The sequence below is a fragment of the Caulobacter sp. FV2ps19 genome (genome assembly GCF_058681035.1).
This window is the reverse complement of record NZ_CM178729.1, coordinates 961,349-984,751: the sequence shown is the minus strand read 5'-3', so window position 1 is coordinate 984,751 and position 23,403 is coordinate 961,349. Positions and strand designations below refer to the sequence as shown.

The window sequence follows — 23,403 nt, the reverse complement described above, 5'->3', positions numbered from 1 at the left end:
CCGGACGCGCGCTCTCGACAAGGACCCTGCGACCGTCAACAGTCCCGACTCGGTTCACAGCGAGAGTCCGTCATGCCCGCCGCCTTCGACGCTATCGAGATTGGCCAGGTCGTTTCGCTGGGCACGCGCGCCGTGGAGGCCAAGGCCCTGGACGCCTTCATCGCCGCCTTCGCGCCGGGCTGGCCGGTCGAGAACGGCGCGCCGGACGTCATGGTCTTCGCGATCTGGTCACGTCTCGACGCCGAGGCCAGCGCCGCCTGGCCCCAGACCAAGCGCCTGGGCGTCGACGCCCTGCGCTGGATGCGCAATCCCCCGGTCGGCGAGCTGCTGCGCGGCCGCATGACCGTGATGGGCAAGGACCCGGTCGGCGAGGGCAAGGGCATGATCATCGCCCAGCACGACCTGCTCGACGAAGCCGGCCGGCTGGTGTTTTCGTGCCTGACCCGGAGCATCTTCGCGCGGTAGGGTTTCTTCTAGTCCGCTCTCCCCCTGCGAAGGCCCAAGAAAAAGGGCGGCGAACCCGAAGGTCCGCCGCCCCAATTCAGCGCTTTCCGAGGAAAGGCTTAGTTCACGGCCACGCCCGCCGAAGCCGCCTGGCGCACCATGGCCAGGGCGATCAGGCGATCCCAACCGACCAGCGACACCAGGTGCGCATAGATCTGGGCCAGGGCGCCATTGGCCTGCAGTTCCTTCAGCTTCTCGGCCGGCAGGGCGTTGAGCTTGTCTTCCGAGACGCCGTAATATTCGGCCACCGTCTGGGGCGTGCCCGGCTGACCGGCTTCGTTGGTCGGGGTGAAGGTCGCGGTCTTCAGCTCGAACAGGTCGTTTTCCTTCAGCAGCTGCACGAACGAGTCGGTGCGGCGGCGTTCGGCTTCGAAGTCGTCGCAGAACTTGATGCAGTTCTGGGTGTATTCGGTGGGCTCGCCCTTCTCGTCGAACAGCTTGGTTTCGCCCTTTTCCGACAGCAGGCTCGAGCCCTTGTCGATGCAGACGATCAGGCGGTCCTGGCTCTCGTCATTGGCCAGAACGAAGGGATAGCGACGGATATAGGCGGGGATATAGACGCCCGGATCGATCGAGCCGTCGGCGTTGACGAACAGGTTCTCGGCGTTGTTGAGACCCATCACGGCCAGGGGCACGCGGTCTTCGCCGGCGAAGATCACCGGGAACGACAGGGCGGCCGGGGCGAATTCGGTGACCGTCAGCGGCACGGCGGTGCCGGTCGAGGCGAAGCTGTAGGGCTTGTCGTTGTGGACGAGCGCGAGCTTGGCATGCTGTTCGCGGTTCAGCGGCTCAGGCGAGACGTAGAACAAAACGTTGCCGGAGATGCCGCCGGCGGACTGAGTCGATTCCATGGATAGCTCTACAAAAAAGCTGAAAGGGCGGACGCGCGAGACGAGATCTGCGGCCGTAAAGGCCTGGCGCTTCTAGCCGATCCCGGCCAGCCGGGCAATCGACCCGTCTCCTGGCGGGAGACGGGTCGACCCTTTCCACTCACAAGCGAACAATGTTCGCCTTTTCGCCGTCAGAACCGCCAGGCCAGGCCGGCGCGAACCGAACGGCCGGGCGCCGGGGCGATGTCCTTGAGGAACGAGACGTGCTCGCGGATCTCTTCATTGGTCAGGTTGCGACCATCGACGAACAGCCGCAGGGCCGGATTGGCGAAGGGCTTGACGGTGACCATGGCGTTGACGGCGGTGTAGCCGTCGGTCGGGGTCTCGAAGGCGGCGACCCGGCCCTGGCTGGCCACGCGGCGCACTTCCAGATGCGCCTCGGCGCGCGGCGCGGTCCAGATCGTCCGGGCGGTCAGCGACCACGGCGGGATGCGGGCGGGCACGCCCAGATCGGTCTCGCCGCGCACCCAGTCATAGGCGCCTTCCAGCTTCAGGGCGTGCTCCCCGCCCTGCCAGGCGACATAGCTGGTCTCGATCTCGGCGCCGTGGAAATCGGCGTTGGTCTGGAAGTACTGATAGACCGGCAGGCTGTCCTCGACGGCGCCGGTCGGGGTTTCCTCGATGAAGCCGTCATAGTGGGCGGCCCACAGATGCCCCTCGAACCGGGTCCGGTCGCTGGTCCAGCGCGCCGTCGCCTCCAGCGAGGTGACTTTTTCGGAATCCAGATTGCTGTCGCCGACCTCATAGCCGCCGGTGCCCGGGTGCGGGCCGTCGGCGAACAGTTCGAACTCGGTCGGGGCCCGGCCGTTGCGCGACAGGGTCAGGGCGTAGAACTGATGGTCGGCGGGCTTGATGAACACGCCCAGCGAGGCCGAGACATTGTCGAACTCGCGCTTGGCGGCGGCGGTGTCCAGGGTGCGACGGTCAAAGCGCAGACCGGCGTCGACGCCCCAGCTGTCCTTGTCCAGGCGCTGCAGCGTGAACACGCCCAGTTCCTTGACGGTGACCGAAGGCACGAAGGCCTCGTCGCCAATGGCTTCGAAATCCCGGCTCAAGGCCTGCACCCCCACGGCGCCCTGCCAGCCGCCGCGCTGCTTCTGGACGAATTCGAGACGGCCTTCGGTCCCGTTCGACATGAAGCGGGTGCCGACCTCGCCGCTGTCGACCGAGACCTCGGCATGCTCATAGTCGGCATAGCCGACCGACAGGCGCACGGTGTCGAACACCCCCAGATCGACCTGTTGCTCGCCGCGAACATCATAGCGGGTCTGTTGCAGGTGGATGGAGACCGGGCCCTCGGCGTCGGGGTCGATCGGCGCCAGGATCTGCTCGTAGGGCACGCCATAGGTGGTGTCGGTGCGCTTGACCGACACGCCGAAGAAGCCCGTGTCGTGGACGTAGGAGACGCCCGCGCCATAGGCGTCCATCTCGACGTCCGAGTTCAGGACCTTCTTCTGCGGATCGACGGTCAGGCCGTCGCGGTTGGCCAGGCGGCCGGACACGGCGGGCGTGGGAATGGCGTAGTCGTCGCTGGTGCGATGGTCGGCGTCGAAGGCGAAGACCAGGGGACCGGCATTGACCTTCAGCGCGCCGCTGATGGCGCGGCCGTCGTCCACCGACGACGCCGAGGCGGCCAGCCGACCCTCAAGGCCGTTTTCGGCCCGCTTGGACGGAATGCGGTCATCAATCATGTTGACCACGCCGCCGATGCCCGAGCCGCCATAGGCCAGGGTGGACGGACCGCGCAGCACTTCGATCCGCGAGGCCTCGCCCGGATCGGAGGCCACGGCGTGGTCGGGCGACAGAGCGCTGGCGTCAACCTGGCCGACGCCGTTCTGCAGCACCATGACCCGCGGGCCCGACAGGCCGCGGATCACCGGCCGCGAGGCGCCGGGACCAAAGGCCGTCGAGCGCAGGCCCGGCATGCCGTTGAGCGCGTCGCCCAGCCCGACCGGCGGCGCGACGTCCAGCTGGTCGCGGGTGATAATGTTGACGCTGCTGGTGATCGAGTCCAGCGACACCGCATAGGGCGCGGCGGTGACCACGACGCGCGAGACCTCGGCGTCTTCGGTCGCCGGAGCGGCCGCCTCCGCCGGCGTTTCGGCGTGGGCGGCTGTGGCGGCGACCAGCGCCAGCAGGCTGACGGCGGAAAGGGCGGCATAACGCGACATCGAAAGATCCTGAACCTGGGCCGGGGGAGCGGCCTCGTTGTGGAGTGTTATGAAATAACATATCGACTCGTCAAGTCGCTTCGACCTTGACGCGACCGGTCAGCGTCGTTCTGTGAGCGAACGCTCAAAAGGAGATCATCCATGACCCGCAGCCTGCTCGCGCCGATCGCCCTGCTCGGCCTTGTCGTCGCTGGATGCTCCGCGCTGGAGCCTGTGGGTCATCTGTTCGCCGGACCGGCGGCGCCGGTAACGGCCTCGAGCTCGACCTGGGTCGAACCGCCGGCCGGCTATCTGGGGGCAAAGAGCGGCATCGACGGCGCCCTGGTGATCGGTCCGCCGCCCGCGCCGGACTCGCCGCGCGGCAAGGCCGATCGCGCCACCTTCAACGCCACCCGCAAGCTGGCCAACACCCCGGCCTGGACCCAGGCCATCGCCGACGCCGACCTGTCGGGCAAGGAGGGTCTGAAAAACTTCTCGTGCGCCGCCGGCGTGACGATCAGCCCGGAGGCCACGCCGACCCTGACCCGGATGCTGATGCGGATGACCGGCGATGCGGCGACGGTCTACCGCCCGGCCAAGGCGACCTATCAGCGCCCCCGGCCGCCGGTGGGCAACGCCAAGCCGATCTGCGTGCCGCGCGAGGCGTGGCTCAACACCGACGGCTCCTATCCCTCGGGCCACAGCCTGATCGGCTGGTCCTGGGCGCTGGTGATCTCGGAGGTCGCGCCCGACAGGGCCAGCCAGATCCTGGCGCGCGGTCGGGCGTTCGGCGACAGCCGCGTCATCTGCGGCGTGCACTTCCAGAGCGATATCGAGGCGGGCCGCACGCTGGGCTCGGCCATGGTGTCACGCCTGCATACCGACCCGGCGTTCGAGGCCGATCTGGCGACGGCGAAGGCCGAGGTCGCGGCGTCCAAGCGGAAGGGTGCGCCACAGGGGTGCGCGCTCTAGCCACTCGCCCCCTCCGCGCTGACGCGCTCCTCCCCCGGAGGGGGAAGATGAAACGCGCCGACCTTATCTTCCCCCTCCGGGGGAAGACGACCGCGCAGCGGTCAGTAGGGGGCAAGTGGCCGTCGACAGCTTAAGCCGGCCGAGGATTAGCCAAAGCCGAATACAGATCCGACCGCCGATCCCGGAAAAAGCCCCAGGCGGCGCGGTGGGTGCGCAGGAAGTCCAGATCGAACGACGCCGACACCAGGCCTTCGTCGTCATGGCCCAGTTCGCTGACCAGATCGCCGCGATGGTCGGCGATGAAGCTGGAGCCATAGAACCGCTGGCCGCCGTTGGGATAGTTGTCCCAGGGCTCGAAGCCGATACGGTTGGCGCCGATCACCGGCATCACATTGGCGACCGCGTGGCCCTGCATCACCCGCTGCCACGGCAGGGTGGTGTTCAGGGTCGGGTCATGCGGCTCGGTGCCGATGGCGGTCGGATAGAACAGCGCCTCGGCCCCCATCAGGGCCATGGCCCGGGCGGCTTCGGGGTACCACTGGTCCCAGCAGATGCCGACGCCCAGCCGGCCAAAGCGGGTGTCCCAGACCTTGAAGCCGGTGTCGCCAGGCCGGAAATAGTACTTTTCCTGATAGCCCGGACCGTCGGGGATATGGCTCTTGCGATACAGGCCCAGCATCGATCCGTCCGCGTCGGCCATGACCACGCTGTTGAAATAGTGCGGCCCCTCGCGCTCGAAGATCGAGATCGGGATCACCACGCCCAGCTCGCCGGCCAGGGGCGCGATAGCCTTGACCACCGGATGCTCGCGCCACGGATGAGCCTCCGCGAACCAGCGCTCTTCCTGGGTGACGCAGAAATACGGCCCCTGGAACAGCTCGGACGGCAGGATCACCTGGGCCCCGCCGGCGGCGGCCTGGCGGATGAAGGCCTCGGTCTTCTTGATGTTGGCCTGCAGATCCATCCCGTACGCGGTCTGGATGGCGGCGACGTTCAGGGTCCGGGTCATGCGGGCTCCTGCGAGGAACGTTGAAACAAATGGACGGGGTAAAGTCGTGACACAGCGGCCTCCTCGCAAGAGCGTGCGGCCTTTAGCTTATGCCGGGCATCGTTGAAAGCTTTGCCGATGTTGCCACTCGCCAGATGCACGCGATAACGTTCCTTTGGGGGACGAAACGATGAAAACGGTCTTTATTCTGGGTGCTGGCGCAAGCCTCGACTTTGATCGGTCGAAACAAATGCCCGTCGGTGCGGACCTCGCCAAAATGATCCGTACCGCCTTATCCAATGAGATCGCGGCTGGATCTGGCGACACATCAGATGGCTCGGTGCAGCAGGTTTTGGGCATGAGCGGGGGCTTCTTGGGTGTCCACAAGGAAGCCATGCACACGATCCGAGATCACATCCACACTAAGGACTCGATCGACGATCTCGTAAGTGAATGGGCTCAGGATCGTCCGGAGGTCGCGAAGGTGGCGAAGATATGCATCGCCCGCCAAATCCTTCACGCTGAGTTCAAGTCGCTAATGGGTCCTGGCGCTATCGAGACCAACGGGCCGAACGAAATTCTCAATGAGCTTTCGAATAGCTGGATGGGGCAGGTCCATCGACGCCATCGGATTGGGGAAAATGTCCGAAGACGAGATTTGGATGACGTCTTCGCGGGCCTCTCGTTCGTAACGTTCAACTATGATCGGACGATCGAGCAGTATCTAGCCTTGGCCTATATCGCTCTCGGCGGCTTGGATGCCGACCAAGCTTATGCTCACATTAAGAGAATCCCAGTTCACCACGTCTATGGCTCGCTCGGCGAGCTCGGTCGAACTAACGCCATGCCCTATGGAGGGTACGCCAACGGTCTGGTCCATGCATGGCAAGGAATCAAAACCTACAACGAAGAGGTCGGCACCGACCACGCTTCAACGATCGCCGAGGTCGTGCGCCAAGCCGATAAGCTGGTCTTTCTCGGCCTTGGCTATCATCCCCAAAACATGAGGATTCTGTTTCCACAGGGCAAAGACTACGCTGCAAACACATTCTGCTGCACCCTCGGCCTAACCAAACGACGACACACTGAGATCGGTCAGCTATTTTCGGGTAAGGTGCAGTACTTCAACGAGAAATGCGACAGTATGATCAAGTCGGCCTCAGACGATCTATTCGACTAGTTGCGCAGAACCAGGATCGCGATGATTGGCTTTAGTGCAGCTATGCCGGCTCCTGCTGGCTGATGCAGTGGAACGAGCCGCCGCCGGTCAGGATGGCGGTGGACGGCAGGCCGATCACCTCGCGCTCGGGGAACAGGGCCTGGATCGCCTCGACGGCGTAGGCGCCCGATTGCTCGGCATAGATCGGCACGATCACCGCCTCGTTGGCGATCAGGAAGTTCATGTGCGAGGCCGGGACGATCTCGCCGTCCGCGTTGGTGATCCGGCCCGGCGACGGGATGCGGACCACCTGCAGCGGCGAGCCGCGGCCGTCTGTCATGCCGGCCAGCAGGCGCGCGGTGTTGGCATAGACCTCGGCATTGGGGTCATCGACGCCGAACGCCACCGGACAGGCCACGACGCCGGGCGCGACGAAGCGGGCCAGGTTGTCGATATGGCCGTCGGTATGGTCGTTGAGCAGGCCGTCCTCCAGCCACAGCACCTTCTTGGCGCCCAGGGCCCTGGTGAGGGCGGCGCTGGCCTTGGCTTCGTCGAAGTCGCCGTTGCGGTTCTCGTTCAGCAGGCACTGGCGGGTGGTCAGCATGGTGCCCAGGCCGTCGTGATCCAGCGAGCCGCCTTCCAGCACGAAGCCGTTGCGGGCCAGGGGCGCGCCCGAGGCGGCGGCGATCTGCTCGGCGACCAGATCATCGCCTTCCATTTCGTACTTGCCGCCCCAGCCGTTGAAGTCAAAGCCGGCGGCGAGGGGGCCCTGCGCGGTCTCGATGAAGATCGGTCCGGTGTCGCGCAGCCAGATGTCGCCGAACTGACCGCGGACGATCTCGACGGTCGTGTCGCCCAGCAGGGCGCGGGCGGCGGCCTCGGCCTCGTCGCCGGCCACCATCAGCCGCACGCGTTCGGCCCCGGGACCGGCCAGGGCGCGGGCCAGGCCCGCGACCTCGGCCTGGGCGGTTTCCAGGTCTTCCTTCCAGACGTCGGGATGGCTGGGAAAGCCCACCCACATCGCGCGGTGCGGCGCCCACTCGGCGGGAACGGTCGGAGTCATGGTCTCAAAAGCCTGGATCAAAAACGGGAGGCGCAGATGGCCCCTGGAGGACGGCGGGTCAAGCGGCCCTTCTAGCAAGAACGCGCGACAAAACAAAAAAGGGCGGCCCGTCGCCGGGCCGCCCTTCCTGTAGCTCAGGTTTCTAAGACGCTTAGAAGCCTGCGCGCAGGGTCATCGTCACCGTGCGCGGCGAGCCGATGTAGGCGTAGGGACGGCCATAACCGGGCGCGCCCGGGGTCGAGCTCGTCTGGGTGCCCAGGCTGCCATAGTACTTCTTGTCGAACAGGTTGCTGACGTTCAGTTGCAGGCTCGACTTGTCCATGCCGAGCTTGGCAAGGCTGTAACGCACATCCAGGTCGGTCAGGACATAGCGTGCGACCTTTTGGTCGTTGACGTCGGTGACCCAACGCTCGCCGACGAACTTGGTCTGAGCGCCGATGGTCAGGCCCTCGAGGACTTCGTATTCCAGGCGGGTCGAGAAGGTCAGGTGCGGCGTTTCCGCCAGTTCCTTGCCCTTGGTCGCGGCGAAGGTGGTCGCCGAGATCGCGATATTATCCTGAACCTCGCTGTCGTTGTACGACACCGAGAAGTAGGAGCTCAGCTGCTCAGTCGGGCTGAAGCCCAGGCCGGCGTCAATGCCCCATTGCTTCACTTCACCGACGTTGCGGTCGATGCTGACGCCCAGGTCCTGATCATAGGAGCTGAGAATCCGGTCCTTGAACTGGGTGGCCCAGGCGCTGGCCGAGAACACCACTTCAGTCGTCTGGAACCGGTAGCCGCCTTCGAAGGTGGTGCTGGTTTCCGGGTTCAGGTTGGCGTTGCCGATCGAGCCATCGGCCAGACGCTTGACCTGATACAGGTTGTCCGTGCGCGGCAGCGACGTCGATTGGGCGTAGCTGGCGAAGACTTGGCTGTGGTCGCCGAAGTGATAGTTCGCGCCGATATTGGGCAGCACGTCGTCATACTTCAGGGTGCGGCTGTAGGGCTTGATATATTCCGTCGAGCTGCCCGCGAAGGTCACGTTGCCGTTGGCCAGCGTGGCGTTCGGGACTTCGGTGGTGCAACGCACGCTGCTGCTGCCGTTCTGCGAGAAGCAGAACTGGTTCAGCTCGCGCTTGAAGAACGGCGCGCGGACGCCGATGCTGACGCCCAGATTGTCGTCCATGAACTTGCCGCGATATTCCACGCTGAGCTGGTTCAGTTCGGCGATGGAGGCGCGGTCACGAGCCCGCATGAAGCTCTTGCCGTCGGCGGTCATGATCTTGTCGCCGTGGCCGTCCTTGCCGCCGAACCAGCTTTCGTAGGTGTGGCTGGCTTGGTCGACATAGCTGTACTCGCCGGTCTGGCGGTGACGGCCGTAGTCGAGGGTGTAGCCCACGCGGAACAGGTTGTTGTCGTTCAAGCGCCAGATCAGCGACGTCAGCACGCCGTAACGACGGGTGTTGGTGTTGCTGGGGGTCATCACCCGCACGGTGTCGGCGGTGTCGCCGTCGCCGTTCAGGTCAACGCCGGTGGTGGCGGTGCCCTTCAGCTGGGCGTTGGTTTCCGACAGGGCGGTGTTCTGGGTGCCGCCGTTGGCCAGCACGTACTGGAACGAGGGGTCGAACGTGAAGGTCAGGCCATGACCGAGGGTGAACCGCGACTGACCGCGCAGGTTGCCCGTGTTCGACGGGTTGATGCGCAGACCATAATAGCTGGAGTTGGCGCTCGGATCGACATTGGCCGCGCCGGTCGTGGTGATCGGCAGGTAGGTCGTGGCGTAGTCAACGTCCCAGCCGTCTGTGTCCACTTGGTTGGGCAGGCTCGCGGTCGCGGTGCGCAGCGAGGGGCCATAGTAGGAGTTGTTGCGGTTGACGTTGTAGTGCGCGGCCAGGCTGATGAAGTCGCCGTTGTCGCCCAGGGGCTGATAGATCTTGGCGTTGACCTGGCGCTTGTAGATTTCGCCTTCGCCCTTGAACTTGTCGTACTTCTGGTAGGAACCCTCGACCCACATGCGGGTGCCCCAGGGACCAAATTCGCCGGTCTCGGCGAAGGCCGCGAAGCGACGATAGTTGTCGGTGCCGCCGCTGGCCTGGACCCAGGCGCCCATTTCCTTGGACGGCGTCAGGGTCGAGATGCCGATGGTGCCGCCGGTGCTGGCCGCGGTCGGGCTGTCGACGTCGGTCGAGCCGGTGTTGACCGTGGCGCTGGCGATGATTTCCGAGTCGGGCAGCTGGTTGGTGTAGGTGGCGTAGTTGCCGGTGTCGTTCAGCGGCATGCCGTCGAAGGTCAGGGCGACGCGGTTGCCGTCGAAGCCGTGCAGACGGATGTTACCGCCGCTCGAACCGTAGGCGTCATTGTTGGTGAAGTTCAGGCCGGGCGTCACGATGCTGAGCGACTGCAGGAGCGTCTGGCCGGGCACCTGGGTGGACAGGAATTCCTGGGTGACGGTGGTGCGGCTCTTGGCGACGGTTTCGGCGCTGATCATGCCGCCGACGGTCTTCGGACCGCTCGCGGCGGTGACGACGACGGAATCGAGCTCGGTGGAGGCGGTCGACTGGGCGAAAGCGGCGGTGGCGCTGAGCAGGCAGCCGACCAGGGCGGTCGACGCCAGACAGGCGCGTTTCTTCGTCATCATTTTGAGTTATCCCCTCATTTCAGCCGCGACGGCCGACAGTCTCCGCCGCGCCAACATAATTTAGCGGTCTTTAGCGGCCTATTTAGAAGGTTTGGTGACGGAAAGGTCACGATGGCGGATAAACCCGCCGAGATCGGCGCCAATGCAACACATTTGGTCAGCGACTTATTACTTGTGCAGAGGAAATCAGCGTGGCGCTTGATGAAATGGCGCGTTCGACCGAGGCGCGAGCCTGGCGTTTGACGCTCAACATGGTCGGCCTGCTGACGATTCTGCGCCTGGTGGCGCTGTTCGCGACGCCGTTCGAACTGTATCCGGACGAGGCGCAGTACTGGCTGTGGTCGCGGACCCTGGACTTCGGCTATTTCTCCAAGCCGCCAATGATCGCCTGGCTGATCTGGGCCACCACCACGATCGGCGGCGATTCCGAAGCCTGGGTGCGGGTCTCGGCCCTGGTCCTGCACGCCGGAACGGCCCTGATCGTCCACAGGATCGCCCGCAAGCTCTATGGCGGCTGGACCGGCCTGGCTGCGGCGGCCTTCTACATCCTGATGCCGGGCGTCCAGCTGTCCTCGGGGGTCATCACCACCGACGCGCCGCTGCTGTTCTTCCTGTCGCTGACGATCTGGGCCTATGTCGGACTGCCCGGGGCGACGCCGGGACGCCGGCCGATACTGGCCGCCGCCCTGGGCGCGGCGCTGGGCCTGGCCTTCCTGTCGAAATACGCCGCCGTCTACGCTGTGGCCGGCCTGGCGCTGCATCTGGCCGGTTCACGCCAGGCCCGCCAGGTCTGGACCCTGCCGATGATCGCGGCCGCCCTGGCGACCCTCGCCGTCACCCTGGCCCCGAACCTGATCTGGAACCAGGCGCACCATTTCGCGACGCTGGAGCATACCGCCGCCAACGCCAACTGGAGCGCCAAAAGCCTGTTCAACGTCCTTGAGCTGATCAATTTCATCGGCTCTCAGTTCGCGGTCTTCGGACCGGTCCCGTTCGCGGCGCTGGCGGGCGGCGCGGTCTGGCTGGCCGTGCGCCGCCGGGTCGAGCCCGCCGATCAGCTGATGCTGTGCCTGGCCCTGCCGCCGCTGCTGATCGTGGCGGCCCAGGCCTTCGTGTCCCGCGCCAACGCCAACTGGGCCGGCGCCGCCTATGTCGCCGGCTCGATCCTGGCGGCGGCCTGGCTGCTGCGCTGGAACGCCCGGCGCTGGCTGATCGCGGGCGTCGCGATCCAGGCGGCGTTCTGCGCCGTGTTCATGATCTGCATGATCAATCCCCGCGTCGCCGACGCCCTGGGCGCGGCCAACAGCTTCAAGCGGGTGCGCGGTTGGGACCAGACCACGCAGGCGATCATTGCGCGCGCGCAGGAGGAGCAGGCCAAGGGCGGGCTGACCGCCGTGGCGGTGGACGACCGCTTCCTGTTCAACGCCGTCGCCTATTACGGCCGCGACTATTTCGGAACGGACGTCGCCCCGCCCCTAAGGATGTGGGTGCATGAGGCCCGGCCGCAAAATCAGGCCGAGGTCGAGGCTCCGTTGAACGCAGCCCTCGGCCGACACGCCCTGATCGCCAGCCTTGAAGGCCAGTACCGGCCGGAGATCGAGCAGGATTTCGGCCGCGTCTCGGACCGCCAGATCATCCGTGTGCGACTGGACCGCCGGCATGTCCGCCGCACCGACCTGTTCATCGCCGACGACTTCCGCCCCCTGCCCCGCGATCCGGTCACCGGCCTGCCACCCAAGCCGAAGGGCAAGCGTCCCTAGAAAACGCGACATCTAGCGCCTTGGCGCGAAAACCTCGTCCTTCGACGGTCCGCCGCCCCTAGAACGACAGTTCCGGTTGCATGGCGCCCGGCTGCTGGGTCTCGGGCAGGTGGCAGGTGAAGGTGGAGCCGGCGCCGGGCTCGCTTTCCAGCGCCACCCAGCCGCCGTGCAGCTCGACCAGGGCCTTGACCAGGGCCAGGCCCAGGCCGGGACCACCGCGATCGCGGCCGACGAAGCGGTCGAAGATGTGGGCCTGGACGTGGAACGGCACGCCGCGGCCGGTGTCCCGGACATCCAGCCGCACCTCGCCCAGGGCCCGGCGGGCCGAGAGGGTGACGATCCCGTCGGGCGGGGTCTGGCGCAGGGCGTTCTCGACCAGATGATCCAGGGTCTGGGACAGGCGCTTGAGGTCGCCGCGGATCAGGCCGACGTCGTCATCGCATTCGAGGGTCAGGGTCACCCCGCCCAGGGCGGCGTCCTTGCTGGCCCGTTCCCTGGCGTCGATCAGCAGGTCGCCGACGCGGATGTCCTGGATCTCCAGGGCCATTTCGCCGGCGTCGATCTGGGCCATGTCCAGCACGTCGTCGATCGAGCGGGCCAGCTGGGTGGCGGCGGCGCGGACGGCGGCCACATGGTTGCGACCCCGCTCATGCAGGCCGTCGGCCCGCTCCAGCAGTTCCGAATAGCCGATGATGGTGGTCAGCGGCGTGCGCAGCTCATAGGAGACATTGCCCACGAAGTCGCGTTTCAGCCGCTCGGCCTCGGCCAGGGCGGCGGAGCGATCGGCCAGGGCGCTTTGCAGGTCGCGGGTGTCGGTGACGTCGGTGAAGCCGATCAGGGTCGCGCCGTCCGGCAGCGGCCGCGATTGGTACAGCACGATCCGGCCGTCCGAGGTGCGCACCTCGCCCGAGGTGGGCGAGCGCATCTGCGGATCGGGATCGGCGACCCGGCCCTTCAGCTCGCGCCAGAACGACAGGTCGTGCAGGCGCGGCACGCACAGATCCACCACGCCCTCGAAATCCACCGCCGCCTCAAGGGCCTGGGCGCTGACGTTCCAGAAGATTTCGAAGGCCTCGTTGTGCAGCCGCAGCCGGCCGTCGGAGCCGAACACCGCCACGGCGTCGTTCAGCTTGTCCAGCGTGGCCTGCTGCACCTGGATCAGGGCGTTGTACTGGGCCTTCAGGCGCAGCTCGCCGGTGATGTCGGAATAGAGCAGCAGCATGCCGCCCAGCGGGTGGGGCTGGCGGATCACCTTCAGCGTGCGGCGGTCGGGCAGGTCCCACAGATCGTCGGCCTGGGGCCCCAGGTCCTCGTAGTGAGCCAGTTCCTCGGCCTTCCACTTGGCGTAGTCGATGGTCTCGGGCAGGCGGCGGCGCTGGCGCAGCCGGTCGAGGATCTCGCCATGGGTCGGCCGGTCGGCCAGCCAGGCGGGCTCCAGGCCCCACAGCTCGGCGAAGGCGGTGTTGTGGAAGGCCAGGCGGCGGGTCTGGCTGAAGATCGCCACCGCGTCGGCGATGTGGTTGAGGGTCTCGTCATGGGCCGAGACGTGCTTCTTCAGCGCGTCGCGCATGTCCTCGACTTCGGTGACGTCGCTGCAGAACACGCCGACCCCGCCGCCGTCCAGCGACTGGGCGGCCACGCGGAAGGCGCGGCGGCGGCCATCGACATTCACCCAGCGCAGGGCTTCGCGGCGCTCGCCGGCATTGGCCGCCTCGACGACAAGGGCGTCGGCGGCGCGGTCGAAGGTCTTGCCGATCAGGGCGGCGGCGGCGGCCGAGGGCGCGTCGACGGCGCGCAGATAGGCGGCGTTGCCCCACAGCGGCGCGCCGTCGGCCCCGGAAATCCAGGCCGGCTCGACCAGGCCGTCGACAAAGGCGGCGAAGCGGGCGGCGGTCGGCAGGCCGCTCTCGTCGGACTCGGCGGCGGCCAGACGCAACCAGGCCACGGCCCCGGCCGCCCGGCCCTCGACCGACACCGAGCCGGCCTGTCCGCGCGCCTCGAACGCGCAGGGCTCGCCCTGGTCGAACAGGCCGCGCAGGCGCAGGGCGTGATCGGGGTCGGCCAGCATCAGGGCGGCGGTCACGGCCTGGGCCTGGGCGTCGCACCCCAGGGACCGGGCGCACACCGCCAGGGCCTCGGCGCCCGAGACCAGGGCGGCCCTGCCGTCCTCAACCGAGATCAGGGCGCTGTCAAACGCCTCGACCGAGGCCTGAACCGCCAGGGCCCCGCCCTCCAGACCGGCGAGGCGGCCCTGCAGAACGGCCAGGCGGGCCTCGAACCCGCGCCGCAGGGCCAGGGCCCACAGCGTCGCGCAGATGGCGAGGCAGACCGCGCCCGCCGCCGCCGAGAGGATCAAATCATACGAAGTCATCAGGCCGGTCGCTAGCGCCCCAGGGCGAGCCCACGAAGGCGGGCTCGCGAATCAGAATCACAGATTAGTCCGGCCATGACCAGAGCGCGACCGGCGCGGCTGTCGCAGTCCATCCGGTCGCCCCTCCGCGACGTCTAGGCAAACGGGCCAATCGGTCTATGTGAAGGGCATGGACTGGACCACGCGCCTCGCCCCCTCGCTCGACGATTTCGCCGCCCTGGCCCAGGCGGCCTTCAAGGCCCTGCCCGATGAATTCCGCGACCGGGCCGGCGATGTCGTCATCCGCGTCGACGATTTCGCCAGCGATGACGTGCTCGACGACCTGGGCATCGAAGACCCGTTCGAGCTCAGCGGGCTCTATCACGGCGTCGATCTGGGCCATCGCTCGGTGCTCGACACCGGCGTTCAGCCCTCGCGGGTCTTTCTGTATCGCCGCCCGATCCTCGACGAATGGACCGAGCGCGGCGACGTCACCCTGGGCGAGCTGATCGCCCATGTGCTGGTCCACGAGATCGGCCATCATTTCGGCCTGTCCGACGACGACATCCACCGCATCGAGGACGACGCCTGATGACCCCGCCCCGGTTCCATCTCGACGCCCTGGGCGAGCGGATGAGCGAGGGCTCGTTCGCCAACGGCCTGGACCTGGCCCAGAACGGCGCGGTGACCCTGATCGCCGTCGAGGACGAGGTCGCCACCGCCCACGTCCAGGGCGGCGACCTCTATGTGGTCGAGCTGCGCCCGCCCGCCGACGGAACCTGCACCTGTCCGGGCTTTGACAAGTTCGGGGCCTGCAAGCACCAGGTCGCCGTCGCGGCGGCGATCAACGCCCTGGACGCGGCCGGCCTGCAAAAGGTCCAGGCCCGCATGGCCCGCCTGCGCGACGGCCTGGCCCTCGAAGGCCGGGACGCCCTGATCGAACGCCTGATCGACCTGGCCCGGCGCCGGCCCGAGGTGCTGGCGGCGCTGGAAGGCGGATAGCGGGGCGACGAGGCGCACGCATTTCAAGCTAAAACTCAACCCTTCCCGTCGGCGGATGGGGGAAGGGAGAAGGCGGGGATCGTCCCACCTTGGGATGTAGGGCGGGCGACTTACAGCGCGCTCTATCCTCGGTGTTCAGCGAAACGAATACAGCGAAATCAATCACTTTCAACTTTCTCGCGCGAACTTATCCTCCGCGTTCAAACCGCCCGCATACTGATCTCACCCAAAGGCAAGGGAAGGGACGTCGGCCGGCGACCTGACGGGCCTTTGGGGGTGGTCGAGCGGGTAGCGCTCATCGGGGGTCTTGAGTGACCGCCTTGGCGACAGATCTGGACGGGTTCCCTGAAACATCGGGACGAAAACCCAGGCGGCCAAGGTTCGAAGAGTGCGACAGGCATGGGCTGAAATCGCTCATGCGGTCCAGGGTGCGCCAACACCCTGCCCGTCGGGGGCCTAGCTACCGGAGCGGGTTAAAACCCCGCCAATCCCGGCGATGCTCCCGAATAACGGCTGCGCGGAGCGTTCGTCTTCGTCGAAACGGTATTCACTGCCCAATCCTCCGGGCGAGGCCCGGACGCTCCGCAGCCCTTCCCATCCCTTCAGCGGGTTTCCGCGTGAGGCCGCCAAGCCATGTCCGCCGCACGGGCCGCAACCGGTCCATCGCCCCTTCCCCAAGGCCTGCCCCAGGCCCTAGGCTGAGCCCAACGATAAAAGGGAGCGCCGCGCATGATCTCGGGCCTGATGCAGACCACCCCGCTGCTGATCAGCGGCGTCCTGACCTATGCGGCCCAGGCCCATGCCGGCCGCGAGATCGTCTCCAAACTGATCGACGAGCCGGTCTGGCGCTATGACTATGCGGGTCTGGCCCGGCGCACGGCTCAACTGGCGCACGCCCTGAAGCGGCTGGGGGTCCAGCCCGGCGACCGGGTGACCAGCCTGGCCTGGAACACCCACCGGCATCTGGAACTGTTCTATGCCGTCCCCGGGATCGGCGCGGTGCTGCACACCGCCAATCCCCGGCTGTTCGATGAGCAGATCATCTACACGATCAACCACGCGGAAAGCCGCGTGCTATTCTTCGACCGCAATTTCGCCGAGCTGGTCGACCGGATCGCCCCGCACCTAACCACGGTGAAGACCTTCGTCATGCTGTCGGATCGCGCGCGGACGATCCCCGGCGCGGTCGGCGCGGTCAGCTACGAGACCCTGATCGCCGGCGAGGCCGAAAGCCTGGCCTGGCCCGGCTTCGACGAGAACGCCGGGGCCTTCCTCTGCTACACCTCGGGCACCACGGGCGATCCCAAGGGGGTGCTGTATTCGCATCGCGCCGTGGTGCTGCACGCCATGGCGGGCGGCCTCAACAGCGCCTTTGGCTTCACCGCCTTCGATGTGGTGATGCCGTGCTCCAGCCTCTATCACGCCACCGCCTGGGGCCTGCCCTTCACCGCGCCGCTGTGCGGGACCAAGCTGGTTTTGCCCGGCGACAGGATGGACGGGGCGTCCCTGCACGCCCTGATCCAGGACGAGGGCGTCACCTTCACCGGCGGCGTGCCGACCATCTGGACGATGTATCTGGACTGGCTGGAAAAGACCGGCCAGCGGCCGGACACCCTCAAGAGGGTCGTGATCGGCGGCAGCGCCGTGCCCCGGGCCATGGCCGAGACCTTCAAACGCCTCTACGGCGTCAGCGTGCTGCAGATCTGGGGCATGACCGAGACCTGTCCGATCGGCGTGGTGGCCACCCCCACCCCGGCCCTGGCCGCCCTAGGCGAAGAGGCCCTGGACGAGGCGATCTGGACCCGTCAGGGCCGGCTGCAGTTCGGCATCGAGCTGAAGGTCGAGGCCGAGGACGGCTCGGACGCGCCCTGGGACGGCGAAACCTCCGGCGCCCTGAAGGTGCGCGGCCCCTGGGTGGTGCGACGCTATTTCCGCCAGGAGGCCGACGCCGCCCAGGACGACGGCTGGTTCGACACCGGCGACATCGCCACGCTCGACGCCCACGGCTTCATGCGCATCACCGACCGCCAGAAGGACGTCATCAAGTCGGGCGGCGAATGGATCAGCTCGATCGACCTGGAGAATGTCGCGGTCGGCTGTCCCGGCGTGAAGATCGCCGCCGTGATCGGCGTGCCGCATCCCAAATGGGAGGAGCGCCCGCTGCTGGTCATCGAGGCCCACGAGGGTTCGGAGGTCAGCAAGGCCGCCGTGCTCGACTATCTGGCGCCTCGGATCGTCAAATGGTGGACCCCCGACGACGTGGTCTTCGCCCCCGTGCCCCTGACCGCCACCGGCAAGATCGACAAGAAGGTGCTGCGCGCGGCGTGGCGGGAGCATTTGCTGAACTAAGTCCTCCGCCTAGCGGGGGAGGTGCCGGCGGAGCCGACGGTGGGGGAAATGCTGCTGACTCATCGCAGTCTTCCCCCACCGGCCTTCGGCCGCCTCCCCCTTCAGGGGGAGGATTTATCTAGGCCAGCATGCGCACCTTCGGCTCGCGGTCCCAGAACCGCCGGGCCGCCGCCTTGATGAAGTCAGCGCCCAGGCCCACCACGCCGTCGTCCGGCTCGACGCCCGCCTTGTCCAGCAACGGCTTGGCCGCGTCGGTCGCGCCGATGGCCTTCAGGTGACCAAAGGCGTCCATCACGAACTGCACCGCAGCGGCTTCCTTCAGCAAGGCCGCGCAGCCAGCGTCAGACAGCACCAGCGCGATGGCGTCGACCGTCACCGACGGCGTGCCGGCCAGTTGGCCATCGGCCGGGATCATCGTCCCGTCCGCGCCCTTGGCCCCGCCGATCTTCGGCGCGATCACCTTGGCCACGGCCCCGGCCGTCTTGACTGCCGCCTTGAGCTTGTCGACCGCCGCCGCGTCGGAGCCGTCGGCCACCAGAATGCCGATGACGTGACCCTTGATGTCGGTCGGGGCGCGAGGGCCATTGACGACCCGCAGGGCCGGCGACAGATCCAGATCCAGGACCGGCGCCGCCGACTTGGAGGCCTTGGGCACGGCCATGTTCAGGCCCGCCCCCACCCGCTTGGCCAGGTCTGGATCGACATTGACCAGGTTGGACAGCATCCGGGTCCGCACTGCCTCGATACCCACCTTCGACAGCTCGAACACGATCGCCGAGGCCAGGTGAGCCTGTTCGGCGGGATCGAGCGACCGGAAGAACAGCCGCGCCTGGCTGTAATGGTCGGCGAAGCTCTCGGGCCGGATCCGCAGCTTGTCGCCCTGCTCGCCCGCGCCATCGGCGGACGGAAAGGTCGTGAAGCCGGTCATCGGGCATTCGCGCGGACCGCCCACCTCGCCGGCCGTTTCGGCCAGACTGTTGGGCTCGTAATTGGCCCGGCCCTTGGGCTGCAGCATCTGCATCTGGCCGTCGCGCTGGAAGTTCATCACCGGGCACTTGGGCGCATTGATCGGGATCTGGTGGAAATTGGCCGTGCCCAGCCGGCTCTTCTGAGTGTCGAGATAGCTGAACAGCCGGCCCTGCAGCAGCGGGTCATTGGTGAAGTCGACGCCCGGCGGCACATTGGCCGGGCAGAAGGCGACCTGCTCGGTCTCGGCGAAGAAATTGTCCGGATAGCGGTCCAGCACCATGCGGCCGATCATCCGGATCGGCAGCACCTCTTCGGGGATAAGCTTGGTCGGGTCGAGAACATCGAAGGGCAGGCTGTCGGCGAAGGCCTGGTCGAAGGCCTGGATGCCCAGCTCCCACTCGGGGAAATCGCCGCGTTCGATGGCCTCGAACAGGTCGCGGCGATGGAAGTCCGGATCGGCGCCGGCGATCTTCACCGCCTCGTCCCAGATCGTCGAGGCCACGCCCTGCTTGGGCTTCCAGTGGAACTTGACGAAGGTCGACTTGCCGGCCGCATTGACCATCCGGAAGGTGTGGATGCCGAAGCCTTCCATGGTGCGTAGCGAGCGCGGAATGGCCCGGTCGCTCATCGCCCACATGATCATGTGGGTGCTTTCGGGCATCAGGCTGATGAAGTCCCAGAAGGTGTCATGGGCGCTGGCGGCCTGCGGATAGCCGCGATCGGCCTCCATCTTCACCGAGTGGATCAGGTCGGGGAACTTTATGGCGTCCTGGATGAAGAACACCGGGATGTTGTTGCCCACCAGGTCCCAGTTGCCTTCCTTCGTGTAGAACTTCACCGCGAAGCCGCGCACGTCGCGGGGCGTGTCGACGCTGCCCGCCCCGCCGGCCACGGTGGAGAAACGGGTGAACAGCGGCGTCTTCTCGCCGGCCCGCTGAAAGAGATCGGCCTTGGTCAGGTCGGACAGCGAGTCATAGAGCTCGAAATAGCCATGGGCCGCCGAACCGCGAGCGTGGACGATGCGCTCGGGAATGCGCTCGTGGTCGAAGTGGAAGATCTTTTCGCGAAGGACGAAGTCCTCCAGCAGCACCGGGCCGCGCTCGCCGCTTTTCAGCTGATTCTGATTGTCGGAGACGCGGATGCCCTGATTGGTGGTCAGGTGGCCCTCGCCGTCGTGAGGGCCCTTCTTGGGGACCTGCTGATGGGTCTCGCCGCCGTTACCGAATTTCGTGTCGAATTCGCTCGCCATGTCCGCCACTCCTGATGCGCTCCGGATAACGGCCAAACCCATGCGAGGGTTGATGGTTCCTGTGTCGCCTAGATGACGCGATCAGGCTTCCGGCAGAGCTTTCAGGGTCGAAAGAGGCGGCGCTCGTCCAGCCAAACGAGCGCCGCCCGGCGCATGATCAGCGTTCGCTGTCCAGATGGGCCATCATCGCCTCGGCGTAGCGGGTCCCGGCGACGGCGTCCTTGGGCACAGCCGCCTCGATGGCCGCCAGATCTTCGGCCGACAGGGTGATGTCCAGCGCGCCCAAGGCTTCGGTAAGCCGATCGCGGCGGCGCGCGCCGATGAGCGGCACGATATCGTCGCCTTGCGCGGCCACCCAGGCGATCGCGGCCTGGGCCGTGGTCACGCCCTTGGCCTGCGCGACGGCGCGCAGGGCTTCGACCAGGGCCAGGTTGGCGTCGAGATTGTCGCCCTGGAAGCGCGGGCTCATGGCGCGGAAATCCCGGCCGGCCGAGGCGCGATCCTTGCTCCAGTGGCCGCTGATCAGGCCGCGCGACAGCACGCCATAGGCGGTGATCCCTATGCCCAGTTCGCGGCAGGTCGGCAGGATCTCGGCCTCAATGCCGCGCGAGACCAGCGAGTACTCGATCTGCAGATCGACGATCGGCGCGACCTTGGCGGCCCGGCGGATCGTCTCGGCGCCCACTTCCGACAGGCCGATATGGCGGACATATCCGGCCTGGACCATCTCGGCGATGGCGCCGATGCTGTCCTCGATCGGCACGGTCGGATCCAGCCGCGAAGGGCGGTAGATGTCGATGTAATCCACGCCCAGGCGCTTGAGGCTGTAGGCCAGGAAATTCTTCAGGGCGTTGGGGCGGCTGTCATAGCCCAAAAAAGCGCCGGCCGGATCGCGCAGGGCGCCGGTCTTGACGCTGAGCACCAGGTCCTCGCGCTTGTGGCGCTTCAGCGCCTCGCCGATCAGCATCTCGTTGTGGCCCATGCCGTAGAAGTCGCCGGTGTCGATCAGGGTGATCCCCTGCTCCACGGCGGCGTCGAAGGTGGCCAGGCTCTCGGTCCGGTCGCTGGGGCCGTACATGTCCGACATGCCCATGCAGCCCAGGCCAAAGGCCGAAACGACGGGACCGGTCTTGCCGAGGTGATGGGTCTTCATGGGAGGCTCCGTATGTCTGGCCGTGGTGTCTGGCCGCGTTGACTGAAGAGGGGTATGCGCCCGAATGCTCCGTGCGATAATCCGACCAATCCCGCACGACCCGTTCGGAACTTCATACAATGACCAGCCCCAGGACCGATGCCAGTTTCGCCGATCTGGACGCCTTCACGGCCGTGGCCAGAGCCCGGAGCTTTCGCGGCGCGGCGGCCGTGCGCGGGGTCTCCGCGTCGTCGCTGAGCGAAGCCGTGCGCCGGCTGGAGGCGCGTCTGGGCGTAAGGCTGCTGAACCGCACCACCCGCAGCGTCACCCCCACCGAAGCGGGCCAGAAACTGCTGGAGCGCCTGACCCCAGCCCTGGCCGACGTGGCCCTGGCGCTGGACGAGGTCAACGCCTTCCGCGACAGCCCGACCGGCACCCTGCGCCTGAACGTGCCCACCGTAGTGGCGCGGGTCATCCTGCCCAGGCTGCTGCCGCGCTTCCTGGCCGCCAACCCCGGCGTGTCGGTGGAGGTCACGGCCGAGGACACCTTCATCGACGTGCTGGCCGCCGGCTTCGACGCCGGGGTGCGCTATGACGAGCGGATGGAGAAGGACATGATCGCCGTGCCCTTGGCCGGGCCGCAACGGTTCGTGGTGGTCGGTTCGCCGGCCTATTTCGCCGCCCATGGCAAGCCGGCCCACCCCCGCGAGGTGCTCGACCACGCCTGCATCCGCCACCGCTTTCCAAGCGGGGTCAGTCATCCCTGGGAGTTCGAGAAGGACAGCGAAGTGATCCGCATCAGCCCGACCGGGCCGCTGGTCTCGACCAGCATCGATCTGGAGATCGAGAGCTGTCTCGCGGGTATAGGCCTGATCGCCACCTTCGAGGATTTCGTCGCCGCGCCCCTGGCCGATGGGCGACTGGAAAGCGTGCTGGACGACTGGCTGCCGCCGTTCACGGGCCCCCTGCTCTACTATCCCAGCCGCCGCCACATGCCCGCGCCGCTGCGGGCCTTTGTCGACTTCATCAAGGCCGAGAAATCACGTCCCGACTGGTGAAAAATGGCCGCGCCGGCCCCTATCTAAAGACCCTGAGAGAAACCCTTGCCTTGCCTCCAGCCCCCCCGAGGCGTAACGGGACGCTTCCCGCCATCTAAGGACGGGAAAGACGAATTGGAGACCGCTATGGGTTACCGGGTCGCCGTGGTCGGCGCCACGGGCAATGTTGGCCGTGAGATGTTCAATATCCTCGAGGAGGTGAAATTCCCCGTCGATAAGATGCACGCGATCGCCAGCCGGAAATCCATCGGCGTCGAGGTCTCGTTCGGCAACCAGATCCTCAAATGCGAGGACCTGGCCCAGTTCGACTTCAGCACGGTCGACATCGTGCTGATGAGCGCCGGCGGCGCCATCTCCAAGGAATGGGGCGAGAAGATCGGCGCGGCCGGTCCGATCGTCATCGACAACAGCTCCCACTTCCGGATGGATCCGGACGTGCCGCTGGTGGTTCCGGAAGTGAACCCGGAAGCGGTGAACAAGCTGCCCAAGAACATCATCGCCAACCCCAACTGCTCCACGGCGCAGCTGGTGGTGGTGCTTAAGCCCCTGCATGACGAGGCCAGGATCAAGCGCGTCGTCGTCTCGACCTATCAGTCGGTGTCGGGCGCGGGCAAGGAAGGCATGGACGAGCTTTGGGAGCAGACCAAGGGCGTCTTCGTTCTGGGCGCGCCGCCCCCCAAGAAGTTCACCAAGCAGATCGCCTTCAACGTCATTCCCCACATCGACGTCTTCATGGAAGACGGCTTCACCAAGGAAGAGTGGAAGATGATGGCGGAGACCAAGAAGATCCTGGATCCGTCGATCAAGCTGGTCGCCACCTGCGTCCGCGTGCCGGTCATGGTGGGTCACGCCGAAGCGATCAATATCGAGTTCGAAACCCCGCTGGACGAGGACGATGTCCGCGAGATCCTGCGCGACGCCGATGGCGTTGAAGTCATCGATAAGCGCGAGGACGGCGGCTACATGACGCCCAAGGAAAGCGCCGGCGAGTTCCCGGTCTATGTCTCGCGCATTCGCACCGACCCCACCGTCGAGAACGGCGTGGTGCTCTGGTGTGTCGCCGACAATCTGCGCAAGGGCGCGGCGCTCAATGCCGTGCAGATCGCGCAGCTTCTGCATGAAAAGGGTCTGATCAAGCAGAAACTCCCGGCCTAAGCCGCCTTCCGCAACAAGCGGATGGACGATTTCAGG

17 protein-coding genes are annotated in these 23,403 nt (G+C 66.6%); 9 read left to right on the top strand and 8 right to left on the bottom strand.

Annotation, left to right across the window (positions count from 1 at the left end; genetic code table 11):
* The first annotated feature begins 72 nt into the window (after positions 1-72).
* Positions 73-465 carry an acyl dehydratase gene (locus ACW18B_RS04695; RefSeq protein WP_492049962.1) on the top strand — a complete coding sequence of 131 codons (393 nt, stop codon included), beginning with the start codon at positions 73-75 and terminating at the stop codon, positions 463-465.
* A gap of 98 nt (positions 466-563) precedes the next feature.
* On the opposite strand, the gene ACW18B_RS04690 is transcribed toward ACW18B_RS04695, so the two are convergent.
* Both ACW18B_RS04690 and ACW18B_RS04685 read right to left on the bottom strand, forming a co-directional pair.
* On the bottom strand, positions 564-1,355 hold the full coding sequence (locus ACW18B_RS04690) for a SapC family protein (RefSeq protein ID WP_492049960.1): 792 nt from the start codon (positions 1,353-1,355) through the stop codon (positions 564-566).
* A gap of 170 nt (positions 1,356-1,525) precedes the next feature.
* Complete coding sequence (locus ACW18B_RS04685; RefSeq protein WP_492049958.1) at positions 1,526-3,565, bottom strand: TonB-dependent receptor; 2,040 nt, start codon at positions 3,563-3,565, stop codon at positions 1,526-1,528.
* A gap of 141 nt (positions 3,566-3,706) precedes the next feature.
* Here ACW18B_RS04685 and ACW18B_RS04680 point away from each other — a divergent pair, with 141 nt between their 5' ends.
* Positions 3,707-4,516, top strand: a complete 810-nt coding sequence (locus tag ACW18B_RS04680; RefSeq protein WP_492049957.1) for an acid phosphatase — start codon at positions 3,707-3,709, stop codon at positions 4,514-4,516.
* 130 nt (positions 4,517-4,646) lie between these two features.
* Here the strand turns inward: ACW18B_RS04680 and aguB are convergent, their stop codons facing one another.
* The gene (gene aguB / locus ACW18B_RS04675) at positions 4,647-5,525 is read right to left on the bottom strand and encodes an N-carbamoylputrescine amidase (RefSeq protein WP_492049955.1); all 879 of its coding nucleotides are present in this window, start codon (positions 5,523-5,525) and stop codon (positions 4,647-4,649) included.
* A gap of 169 nt (positions 5,526-5,694) precedes the next feature.
* Between aguB and ACW18B_RS04670 the strand changes: the two genes are divergently transcribed.
* On the top strand, positions 5,695-6,684 hold the full coding sequence (locus ACW18B_RS04670) for a hypothetical protein (RefSeq protein ID WP_492049954.1): 990 nt from the start codon (positions 5,695-5,697) through the stop codon (positions 6,682-6,684).
* Between the two features lie 40 nt (positions 6,685-6,724).
* Here ACW18B_RS04670 and ACW18B_RS04665 read toward each other — a convergent pair whose 3' ends face one another.
* The gene (locus ACW18B_RS04665) at positions 6,725-7,726 is read right to left on the bottom strand and encodes an agmatine deiminase family protein (RefSeq protein ID WP_492049952.1); all 1,002 of its coding nucleotides are present in this window, start codon (positions 7,724-7,726) and stop codon (positions 6,725-6,727) included.
* A gap of 151 nt (positions 7,727-7,877) precedes the next feature.
* Entirely contained in the window at positions 7,878-10,343 is a 2,466-nt protein-coding gene (locus tag ACW18B_RS04660) for a TonB-dependent receptor (protein ID WP_492049950.1), read from the bottom strand.
* Between the two features lie 206 nt (positions 10,344-10,549).
* Between ACW18B_RS04660 and ACW18B_RS04655 the strand changes: the two genes are divergently transcribed.
* Positions 10,550-12,103, top strand: a complete 1,554-nt coding sequence (locus tag ACW18B_RS04655) for an ArnT family glycosyltransferase (protein WP_492051602.1) — start codon at positions 10,550-10,552, stop codon at positions 12,101-12,103.
* Positions 12,104-12,161: 58 nt separating this feature from the next.
* Here the strand turns inward: ACW18B_RS04655 and divL are convergent, their stop codons facing one another.
* Positions 12,162-14,474, bottom strand: coding sequence for a cell cycle protein kinase DivL (gene divL, locus ACW18B_RS04650; protein ID WP_492049948.1), 2,313 nt, complete (start codon positions 14,472-14,474; stop codon positions 12,162-12,164).
* 169 nt (positions 14,475-14,643) lie between these two features.
* Between divL and ACW18B_RS04645 the strand changes: the two genes are divergently transcribed.
* The 3 genes from ACW18B_RS04645 (at position 14,644) to ACW18B_RS04635 (ending at position 17,804) form a co-directional block, all read left to right on the top strand.
* Complete coding sequence (locus tag ACW18B_RS04645) at positions 14,644-15,045, top strand: metallopeptidase family protein (protein WP_492049946.1); 402 nt, start codon at positions 14,644-14,646, stop codon at positions 15,043-15,045.
* Positions 15,045-15,455, top strand: a complete 411-nt coding sequence (locus tag ACW18B_RS04640; protein WP_492049945.1) for an SWIM zinc finger family protein — start codon at positions 15,045-15,047, stop codon at positions 15,453-15,455. Before ACW18B_RS04645 ends, ACW18B_RS04640 begins: the two co-directional genes overlap by 1 nt.
* Before the next feature lie 729 nt (positions 15,456-16,184).
* Positions 16,185-17,804 carry a long-chain fatty acid--CoA ligase gene (locus ACW18B_RS04635; protein WP_492049943.1) on the top strand — a complete coding sequence of 540 codons (1,620 nt, stop codon included), beginning with the start codon at positions 16,185-16,187 and terminating at the stop codon, positions 17,802-17,804.
* A gap of 118 nt (positions 17,805-17,922) precedes the next feature.
* Here ACW18B_RS04635 and ACW18B_RS04630 read toward each other — a convergent pair whose 3' ends face one another.
* A complete protein-coding gene (locus ACW18B_RS04630) occupies positions 17,923-20,022 on the bottom strand; it encodes a catalase (protein ID WP_492049941.1) in 2,100 nt (699 codons plus the stop codon).
* A 157-nt stretch (positions 20,023-20,179) separates the two neighbouring features.
* A complete protein-coding gene (locus ACW18B_RS04625) occupies positions 20,180-21,175 on the bottom strand; it encodes an aldo/keto reductase (protein ID WP_492049939.1) in 996 nt (331 codons plus the stop codon).
* A gap of 119 nt (positions 21,176-21,294) precedes the next feature.
* Here ACW18B_RS04625 and ACW18B_RS04620 point away from each other — a divergent pair, with 119 nt between their 5' ends.
* Entirely contained in the window at positions 21,295-22,212 is a 918-nt protein-coding gene (locus ACW18B_RS04620; protein WP_492049937.1) for a LysR family transcriptional regulator, read from the top strand.
* 126 nt (positions 22,213-22,338) lie between these two features.
* Positions 22,339-23,367 (top strand): aspartate-semialdehyde dehydrogenase, encoded by a 1,029-nt coding sequence (locus tag ACW18B_RS04615; protein ID WP_492049936.1) that lies wholly within the window; start codon positions 22,339-22,341, stop codon positions 23,365-23,367.
* Positions 23,368-23,403: the final 36 nt, after the last annotated feature.

Bases quoted from the DNA above. Each gene is read 5' to 3' on its own strand.
- ACW18B_RS04695 (WP_492049962.1), top strand. From the start codon at position 73: ATGCCCGCCGCCTTCGACGCTATCGAGATTGGCCAGGTCGTTTCGCTG.
- ACW18B_RS04690 (WP_492049960.1), bottom strand. From the start codon at position 1,355: ATGGAATCGACTCAGTCCGCCGGCGGCATCTCCGGCAACGTTTTGTTC.
- ACW18B_RS04685 (WP_492049958.1), bottom strand. From the start codon at position 3,565: ATGTCGCGTTATGCCGCCCTTTCCGCCGTCAGCCTGCTGGCGCTGGTC.
- ACW18B_RS04680 (WP_492049957.1), top strand. From the start codon at position 3,707: ATGACCCGCAGCCTGCTCGCGCCGATCGCCCTGCTCGGCCTTGTCGTC.
- aguB (WP_492049955.1), bottom strand. From the start codon at position 5,525: ATGACCCGGACCCTGAACGTCGCCGCCATCCAGACCGCGTACGGGATG.
- ACW18B_RS04670 (WP_492049954.1), top strand. From the start codon at position 5,695: ATGAAAACGGTCTTTATTCTGGGTGCTGGCGCAAGCCTCGACTTTGAT.
- ACW18B_RS04665 (WP_492049952.1), bottom strand. From the start codon at position 7,726: ATGACTCCGACCGTTCCCGCCGAGTGGGCGCCGCACCGCGCGATGTGG.
- ACW18B_RS04660 (WP_492049950.1), bottom strand. From the start codon at position 10,343: ATGATGACGAAGAAACGCGCCTGTCTGGCGTCGACCGCCCTGGTCGGC.
- ACW18B_RS04655 (WP_492051602.1), top strand. From the start codon at position 10,550: ATGGCGCGTTCGACCGAGGCGCGAGCCTGGCGTTTGACGCTCAACATG.
- divL (WP_492049948.1), bottom strand. From the start codon at position 14,474: ATGACTTCGTATGATTTGATCCTCTCGGCGGCGGCGGGCGCGGTCTGC.
- ACW18B_RS04645 (WP_492049946.1), top strand. From the start codon at position 14,644: ATGGACTGGACCACGCGCCTCGCCCCCTCGCTCGACGATTTCGCCGCC.
- ACW18B_RS04640 (WP_492049945.1), top strand. From the start codon at position 15,045: ATGACCCCGCCCCGGTTCCATCTCGACGCCCTGGGCGAGCGGATGAGC.
- ACW18B_RS04635 (WP_492049943.1), top strand. From the start codon at position 16,185: ATGATCTCGGGCCTGATGCAGACCACCCCGCTGCTGATCAGCGGCGTC.
- ACW18B_RS04630 (WP_492049941.1), bottom strand. From the start codon at position 20,022: ATGGCGAGCGAATTCGACACGAAATTCGGTAACGGCGGCGAGACCCAT.
- ACW18B_RS04625 (WP_492049939.1), bottom strand. From the start codon at position 21,175: ATGAAGACCCATCACCTCGGCAAGACCGGTCCCGTCGTTTCGGCCTTT.
- ACW18B_RS04620 (WP_492049937.1), top strand. From the start codon at position 21,295: ATGACCAGCCCCAGGACCGATGCCAGTTTCGCCGATCTGGACGCCTTC.
- ACW18B_RS04615 (WP_492049936.1), top strand. From the start codon at position 22,339: ATGGGTTACCGGGTCGCCGTGGTCGGCGCCACGGGCAATGTTGGCCGT.